General features: G+C 48.6%; 2 protein-coding genes. Both read left to right on the top strand.

The window, feature by feature from the left end:
- A partial coding sequence (locus D5S11_RS19540; protein WP_128424641.1) for a non-ribosomal peptide synthetase occupies positions 1 to 3,518 on the top strand: 3,518 nt, incomplete at its 5' end.
- Positions 3,519 to 3,543: 25 nt separating this feature from the next.
- The coding region (locus tag D5S11_RS19535) for a non-ribosomal peptide synthetase (protein WP_128424640.1) at positions 3,544 to 9,079 on the top strand (5,536 nt) is incomplete at its 3' end.

Raw genomic sequence — 9,079 nt, 5'->3', positions numbered from 1 at the left:
ACATGAGCCGCAATCCGCTGTTTGACGTTATGTTTGTGCTCCAAAATATGGAGCGTGAATCCCTGGTGTTAAATAAGCTGCATTTGGCTCAAGCTGCGGATACAAGTCATAAAACCGCAAAGTTTGATGCCACGCTTTACGCGTCAGAAGGGTCTGACGGTTCCATCAGCTTGGATTTTGAATTCAATACAGATATCTATCAAAAACAGACAATTGAAAAATGGCTTTCTTATTTTACCCGTATTCTTACAAAAGTAATTGAAAACCAAGCGATACCGCTTGGTGACATTCACGTACTGGATGATGCTGAAACAAATCGCGTCATTTATCAGTTTAATCAGACGAAAAGCGATTACCCAAGACACGAAACCATCAGCCGTTTATTTGAGCGGCAGGCAAAAGAAACCCCCGATGCCCGGGCAGTTGTATATGATGGACAAATCTTGACATACCGTGAGCTGAACGAACGGGCTAACAGAATAGCGGCGGCTCTCCGATCAAATGGCGTCGGTTCGGAAAGCGTTGTCGCATTATTAACCGGCCGCACAACAGAGCTTGCTTCCGGAATCCTCGGAATATTAAAAGCGGGGGGCGCCTACTTGCCTATCGGTGACGATGTGCCGCGGGAACGGGCTGAATGGATGCTTAAAGACTGTAAAGCTGATATTCTTCTCCAATCTGATAAACTTGACGGTCTGCCGCTTTCAGGAAAACGTTTATTCATAGAGGATATTCAAACAAAGGCCGGCTTGAGTTCGGAAAATCCCGAACCGCTCGGCGGACCTGAATCGTTGGCCTACATGATTTATACGTCCGGATCAACAGGTGCGCCAAAAGGCGTCATGATTGAACAGCGAAGCGTAATCCGCCTTGTGAAAAACAGCAATTATATTGATTTTACGCCGGAAGACAGACTATTGTTTACTTCATCATTAGGATTTGATGTTACGACATTTGAAATATTCGGTCCGCTTTTAAACGGCGCTTCTTTATATGTAAGTGACCAGGAAACCTATCTCGACTCTGATGTTCTGGAAACATTTATACAACAAAACGGCATTACGACACTGTGGCTGACATCGTCTCTGTTCAACCATTTATCAGAACAAAATGAACACGTGTTTTCCGGATTATCCCGATTGATTATCGGCGGGGAAGCACTGTCCCCGAGCCATGTAAACCGGGTTCGGAATGCGCTGCCGCATCTCTCAGTATGGAATGGATACGGACCGACTGAAAACACGACGTTCTCGACTTGCTTTTTGATTGAACAATCATACGATCATTCAATCCCGATCGGGCGCCCTGTCGGAAATTCAACCGCATATATCATAAACAGCAGGGGAACACCGCAGCCGATCGGCGTCATCGGCGAATTGTGCACGGGCGGAGACGGTGTGGCAAGAGGATATTTCGGCCGCCCTGAGCTGACGGAAGAAAAATTTGTCCCCAATCCTTTTGTTCCCGGAGAACGGATGTACCGCACCGGAGATTTAGCCCGCTGGCTGCCGGACGGAACGATCGAATATGCCGGGCGGATGGATGATCAAGTGAAAATCCGCGGTTATCGGGTCGAGCTGGGAGAGATTGAAGCAACACTGAGGAGCCTGGACGGCGTGAAAGAAGCTGTCGTGTCAGTCAGAACCGGGCAGTCCGGCAATAAAGAACTGATCGCATATATGAGTCTGCAGGCGGACATGGATACAGAAAAAGTGCGTTCTTCACTGTCTAAGCAACTGCCGAATTACATGGTTCCGGCCTATATGATGGAACTTGAGAAGCTGCCGCTTACGCCGAACGGTAAATTGGATCGGAAAAATCTGCCCGAACCGGAGCTCGCGCTTCAAACCGCGTACACAGCTCCCCGCAATGAGCTTGAAGAACAGCTTTCCGTGATCTGGCAGGAAGTGCTCGGCACAAAACAAGTCGGGATTGAGGACTCATTTTTTGAATTGGGCGGCGACTCAATCAAAGCGCTGCAAGTTTCCGCACGGCTCGGACGCTATGGGTGGAAAATGACGGCGAGTGACTTATTCCGGCATCCGTCCATTAAGGAGCTCGCGCCTCTTATCCGGAAAGCGGAAAGAGTTATCGATCAGCGGCCGGTGGAAGGAAACATTCCTTGGACACCCGTTCAGCAGTGGTTTTTATCACAGCGGATGGAAAACAGAAATCATTTCAATCAGTCCGTCATGATGTTCAGCTCTGACGCATTGCATAAACAGCCGCTCAAAGAAGCCTTGGAGCATCTTGTCATTCATCATGATGCACTCCGGATCACCGTCAGTGCAGAAAACGAAAGTTTCAGACAAATCAATCACGGTATTCAAAAAGATGAACTGTACAGCTTGGACATTTGGGATCTGTCTGAGACAGATACTTGGGAAAGAGAAATAGAAACTGAAGTGGCTGCGCTCCAACAGCGGATGGATATTGAAAAAGGCCCGTTATTAAAAGCCGGCTGGTTCAAAACCCGGTCCGGGGATTATTTATTCATCACCGTACATCACCTGGCGGTTGACGGAGTGTCATGGCGTATTTTGCTGGAGGATTTATCTGCCGCTTACACTCAAGCCGTAAAAGGTCAGCCGGTCCAGCTTCCGCCAAAGACCGATTCGTTTAAGCAATACGCTGAAAGGCTTTCAGAATACGCAAAAAGCAGCAAGCTGATGCGTGAAGAAGAATATTGGCGTTTTATTGAAGAAGAAACAGCCGCCGAACTTCCTTATGAAAAACCGCAGCATCAGACTGGAGCCGACAGCATTCGGCAAACGGTAAGCTTTACGCTTACAGAAGAAGAAACGTCCGTTTTGCTTCAGCAGGTCAACCGGGCCTACCATACCGATACGCAAGATATTCTTCTGACTGCCGCAGCTTTGGCTTTACGGGACTGGACAGGGGGCGGCAGACTGCGCATCGCGATGGAAGGGCACGGGAGAGAGCACATCATGCCGGAGCTCGACATCAGCCGCACCGTAGGCTGGTTTACCTCCATGTATCCGGTGCTCATTGACTTGAACACAGCAGGCGCTGAGCTTGGAACGTCGGTAAAAACGGTCAAAGACACACTCGGAAGAATACCGGATAAAGGAATAGGCTACGGCATTTTAAAATACATGACACCGCCTGAACAAAAAACAATCCGCTTCAGACAAGCGCCTGAAATCAGCTTTAACTATTTAGGGCAATTCAATGATACAGAAGATCAGCACACGTTCAGTCTGTCCGGTCTTGCAAGCGGGCACGACATCACGCCGACATGGCAGCGGGAACAAGCGGTGGAAATGAGCGCGATGGCCGCACAAAACAAACTTCACTTCAGTTTGAGCTATCCGCCGAGCCGCTTCCGCAAAGAAACGATGGAACAGCTGCTGCAAACTTTACAGCAATATTTGCGTGATATTATGGCGCACTGCACCGGCAAAGAGGAAGCAGAAAAAACCGTTAGTGATTTTAGCAGCAAAACGTTAACATCTGATGATTTGGACAGCATAGCGAGTTTTGTCGAGGAACTGTAGAAAAAGGCGACGGGGAGATTATAACATGACAAAAAAGAATGCAATTCAGGATATTTATCCGCTGTCTTATATGCAGGAAGGAATGCTTTTTCATTCCCTCCTGCAAAAGGAATCACAGGCTTACGCCGAGCAGGCCTCCTTTTCAATAACGGGGAAGGTTGACACCCGCGTGTTTGAAGAGAGCGTTCATGCCCTTTTCGAAAGACATGATATTTTCAGAACGATCTTTATCAGCCAGAACGTGTCAGTGCCGCAGCAGGTCGTATTAAAAGAGCGGAACGTCAGCATCATTGAGGAAAATCTCACCAATTTAAACAAGGCTGATCAAATCAAGCATATTGAAGAAGCCAAACGAAGAGACCGTAAGAAAGGATTTCATCTGCAAAAAGACATGCTGATGCGGGTGACGCTGCTTCAAACCGGTGAATGTGAATATACGTGCATATGGAGTTTCCATCACATCATTATGGATGGCTGGTGTCTCGGAATCGTGCTGAAAGAGTTCTTCCAGATATACGCCTCGCGGCTCCGCCGGACACCGTTAACGCTTGAGCCCGCTGTGCCGTACGGGACCTACATCAAGTGGCTGATGGAGCAAGATAAAGAAAAAGCCGCTTCGTACTGGGAGCGGTACCTTGAAGGCTTTGAGCAGCAGACTGTTCTGCCGAAGCAGAAAAAAGCCGGCGAAAGCAGACAAGAGGAAGTGACGTTTTCCTTTTCAAAAGAGGACACGGCTAAGCTGAAAGAGCTGGCCGTAAAAGAAGAGGTCACGCTGAGCACCATTTTCCACACGCTCTGGGGCATTTTGCTTCAGGCGTATAACCAGACAGAAGATGCGGTTTTTGGTTCTGTCATTTCCGGAAGGCCGTCTGAAATCGAAGGCATCGAGCGAATGATCGGCCTGTTTATTAATACCGTGCCTGTCCGGATCAGCGGGGCAAACATCCCGTTTCAAAAGCTGATCAAAAATGTGCAAAAGGATGCTTTGAAAGGACAGGCATACAGCTATCATCCGCTTTATGACATACAGGCGAATTCACAGGTAAAACAAGGCTTAATTGACCACATTCTCGTCTTTGAGAATTATCCGGTTGAACAGGAGCTTGATGTGCTGAACAGCAAGGGGGACACGAAAGACCTTTTTCACATCCATGATTTCAGCATGGAAGACGAAACCAATTACAGTTTTTATCTTATGGTGGCGCCGGGTGACGAAATTCATTTGAAAATGAGATACGATTCAAGCATGTATGACCGCCAATTTATTGAAAATATCAAAGGCCATTTGGCGCATATCGTCTCCCAAGTTCTCGACAAACCGGACATCACGCCGGACAAGCTTGCAATCATCACTCCAGGGGAAAAAGCGCAGCTGCTTGCGCCGATTTCTGAAGAGACCGAAAAGCCTGAATATGACACGGTTCATGCAATGTTTGAACGGCAGGCCGCAAAAACGCCGGATCAAATCGCGATTCGGTATGAAGGCGAGTCAGTGACGTACAAAGAGCTGAACGAATCGGCTAATAAGCTGGCCCGCCTGCTGCAAAAGCGCGGATTAAAGCGGGAGGAACCGGTAGGCGTCATGCTCGGCCGTTCCCCTTCTTTAGCGGCGGCTGTTCTCGGTATTTTAAAAGCGGGCGGCGCCTTTGTCCCGATAGATCCGGGCAGTCCAAAGGAGCGTATCCGATATGTCATTGAAAACAGCGGCTGCGTCCATGTTGTAACAGAGCGGCATCAGTCAGTCCCCGCGGAACAAACGCTGCAAGTTACATACATAGAAGACGCCGGGACGGAAGCGGACGGAAGCAATGTGCAATCCATTAATACGGCGGACGACCTCCTTTATATGATTTATACATCGGGAACGACAGGGAAACCGAAGGGTGTGCTGCTCGAACATAAAAATATGGCCAACCTGCTTTCTCACCAATTGACGAACACAGACATTGATTTTTGCACAAATGTGCTGCAGTACGCATCTGTGGCGTTTGACGTCTGCTATCAGGAGTTATTTTCAGTACTCTTGAGCGGCGGCACCCTTTGTATCGTGCCCGAATCAATCAAACGAGACGTTTCTCAGCTGTTTTCGTTTATTGATCAGCACAACACGGAAGTTGTGTTTTTCCCGACTGCGTTTGTCAAAATGCTTTTCAATGAAGAAGGTTATGCACAGTCTTTTCCCCGCTGTGTGAAGCATGTCATTACGGCCGGGGAGCAGCTGACCGTTTCGCGTTTGTTCAGGCAGACGCTCCGTTTACACGGTATGCATCTGCATAATCATTACGGCCCGTCAGAAACTCATGTGGTTTCAACGTATACGATTTCTGCGGGAGATGACATACCTGAACATCCGCCGATCGGGAAACCGATCCATCATAACAAAATGTATATTCTCAGCAAAAACAGACAGCTTCAGCCTCTCGGAATTGCGGGAGAATTGTATATTTCCGGGGCGAATACAGGAAGAGGCTATGTGAACAATCCGGCGCTGACCGAAGAGAAATTTTTGCCGGATCCGTTCAGAACGGACGCCGTCATGTACCGGACCGGAGATTTGGCAAGACTGCGTGCGGACGGCCAAATTGAATACATCGGCCGGACAGATGATCAAGTGAAGATCAGAGGGTACCGGATTGAACCGAAGGAAATTGAAACCGTCCTGGCAAATCATCATGCCGTGAAAGAAGCTGCTGTTCTGATTCAAACGAATGAGTCGGGCGAAAATGAATTATGCGCCTACTGCAGCGTCTCACAAGCGACTGATCCTTCTCAGTTGCGAAGAGATTTGGCGAAAGAGCTGCCTGATTATATGATTCCGGTCAAATGGGCTTTTGTTGACTCAATTCCGCTCACTGCGAACGGAAAAGTCGATCAGCGGGCCCTTCCGGAAGCTTCGGCGTACGCCGCAGGCCGTCAATATACAGCTCCCCGGAATGTGACGGAGCTGAAGCTTACCCGCATATGGGAAGAAGTGCTTCAAAGCGGACCGATCGGCGTTCACGATCACTTTTTCGAGCTTGGCGGCCATTCATTAAAGGCGACGGCACTCGTTGCAAAAATAGCTAAAGAGTGCAGTGTGCAAATCCCGCTGAGCGATGTCTTCAGCCATCCGACTGTAGAAGAACTCGCCAAAATCATCAGTGAAGCAGAAGAGAACCCGTTCGCATCCATAGAAAAGACAGAAACGAAAGAAACATATCCTGTCTCATCCGCCCAAAAACGGATGTACGTCCTTCACCAGCTTGAAAATGGCGGTGTCAGCTATAACATTCCAGCCGTTTTAGAGGTGAAGGGGCCGTTTGACCGAGACAGGATGGAAGCCGTGTTCAAGGAACTGATCCGGCGGCATGAACCGCTCAGAACGTCCTTTGAAGAAAAAAACGGCCTGCCCGTGCAGAGGATTCATGACGACGTGCCATTTGCATTTACAGAAGAACAATCAGCCGAAGCGTTTATCCGGCCGTTCGATCTCGGCAAAGCGCCCCTTTTCCGGGCGGGATTTGTCCAAATAGAAAAAGACCGGCATCTGCTTTTAGCTGACATGCATCATATTATTTCAGACGGCGTATCCGTCAATCTTTTGATACGTGAATTCAGTGAGCTGTATGCTGAGAGAAGTCTGCCGCCGTTACGGATTCAATACAAAGATTATGCCGTCTGGCAGCAATCATTTATGGCGGGCGCCGCATATCGGAAACAAGAGGAGTACTGGCTGAACCGGCTTGCCGGTGAGATTCCCGTGCTTGAATTGCCGGCTGATAAGCCGCGTCCCCCGGTGCGGAGCTTTTCCGGAGACCGGGTGTCATTTGTCATCAATGAAAAACATACAGCACAGTTGAAAAAGCTGGCGAAAGAAAACAAATGCACACTGTATATGACGCTGCTCGGTGTGTACACGGTTCTGTTAGCCCGTTTAAGCGGACAGGAAGATATGATCGTCGGGTCTCCGATTGCAGGAAGGCCTCATGCCGACCTTGACGCCGTTCTGGGCATGTTTGTCAATACGCTTGCTTTCAGGACGCGTCCCGACGGAAGCATGACATTCAAAGAATATTTAAAGGAAATTCGCCAAACAGCGCTTGAGGCTTACGAACATCAGGATTACCCGTTAGAAGAGCTCGTCGATAAGCTCGGTGTGCCGCGGGACATGTCCCGAAATCCGCTGTTTGACACAACATTTGCGCTGCAAAATATGGAACAGCAGAAGCTTAGGGCAGCCGGACTTGAACTGCAGCCGGCAGACGTCAGCCTGCCGATTTCTAAATTTGACTTATCGCTGTACATCTCTGAAAACGCCGGTGAATTATACTGCCAGTTTGAATACAGCACCGATTTGTTTAAGAGAAAAACGATTCAAAAATGGGCGGGATTTTTTACGACACTTGCCGAAAACGCCGCGGCTGATCCGGGCTTGGAATTAGACGATATTTCTGTTTTGACAGAAAAAGAAGAAGCGTCTCTGCTTCAAGATTTCAGCCCCTTGCAGAAAACAGCGTTTCCGATTCATCAGTCTCTTCATGATCTGCTGGAACAGCAAGCGGAAAAAACGCCGGACCGTCCGGCAATTTTAACTGATGACATTTCGATTACGTATCAGGAACTGAACGAAAGGGCAAACGAGCTTGCGCACCAGCTGATCAAGCGCGGGATAAGGCTGGAGGATAAAACTGCCATTATGGGCCGGCGTTCTCCTGACATGATGATCGGCATTTACGCTGTCTTAAAAGCAGGCGGTGCATATCTGCCAATTGATCCGGATTACCCGGAAGAGCGGATTCGCTTTTTACTGAAAGACAGCGGCGTGAAATTCTTACTGGCAGAACCAGAACTTTTCGCACCAGATCTTTTTGAGGGAGAAACGATCTCTCTGAAAAGCGGACAAACAGGGAACCCTGAAGCTGCGGCCAACCCTAACGTTCCGGTAAACCCTGATTCATTGGCTTATATCATCTATACATCCGGTTCTACGGGACGCCCAAAAGGCGTGCAGGTTGAACATCGGTCAGCCGTAAACTTTTTATACTCACTGCAAACACGTTATGGATTAAGTGATTCTGACATCATTTTGCATAAAACATCATACTCTTTCGACGCTTCGATTTGGGAGCTGTTTTGGTGGCCGATCGCGGGAGCTTCTGTTTTCCTCCTTCCGCAAGGCGGCGAGAAAGACCCTGAAATGATACTGAACGCATTGGAGAATAACCGCATAACGGCGGCTCATTTTGTGCCATCCATGCTTCATGCTTTCTTGGAATATATAAATTCCAGAAAACAGCCGATCAAAAAAACCTGCTTAAAAAGGGTTTTTGCCGGCGGCGAACAACTGGGCCCGCACCTGGTTTCCCGTTTTTATGACCTTCTGCCGGGAACGGAATTGACAAATTCCTACGGTCCGACGGAAGCGACAGTAGAAGCGGCGTACTTTGATTTGCCGCAAGGAAAAGAATTTCACAATGTTCCGATCGGCATTTCCGGGCATAACATGCGGCTTTATATTTTAAATCAAAAGAAACAGCTTCTGCCGCCGGGCTGTATCGGAGAGCTGTACATCGCGGGGACAG

Source organism: Bacillus sp. L75, from assembly GCF_003676355.1.
Lineage (GTDB): Bacteria > Bacillota > Bacilli > Bacillales > Bacillaceae > Bacillus > Bacillus velezensis.
Note: the sequence above shows the minus strand (reverse complement) of the source record. Positions and strands in the feature narration are given on the sequence as shown.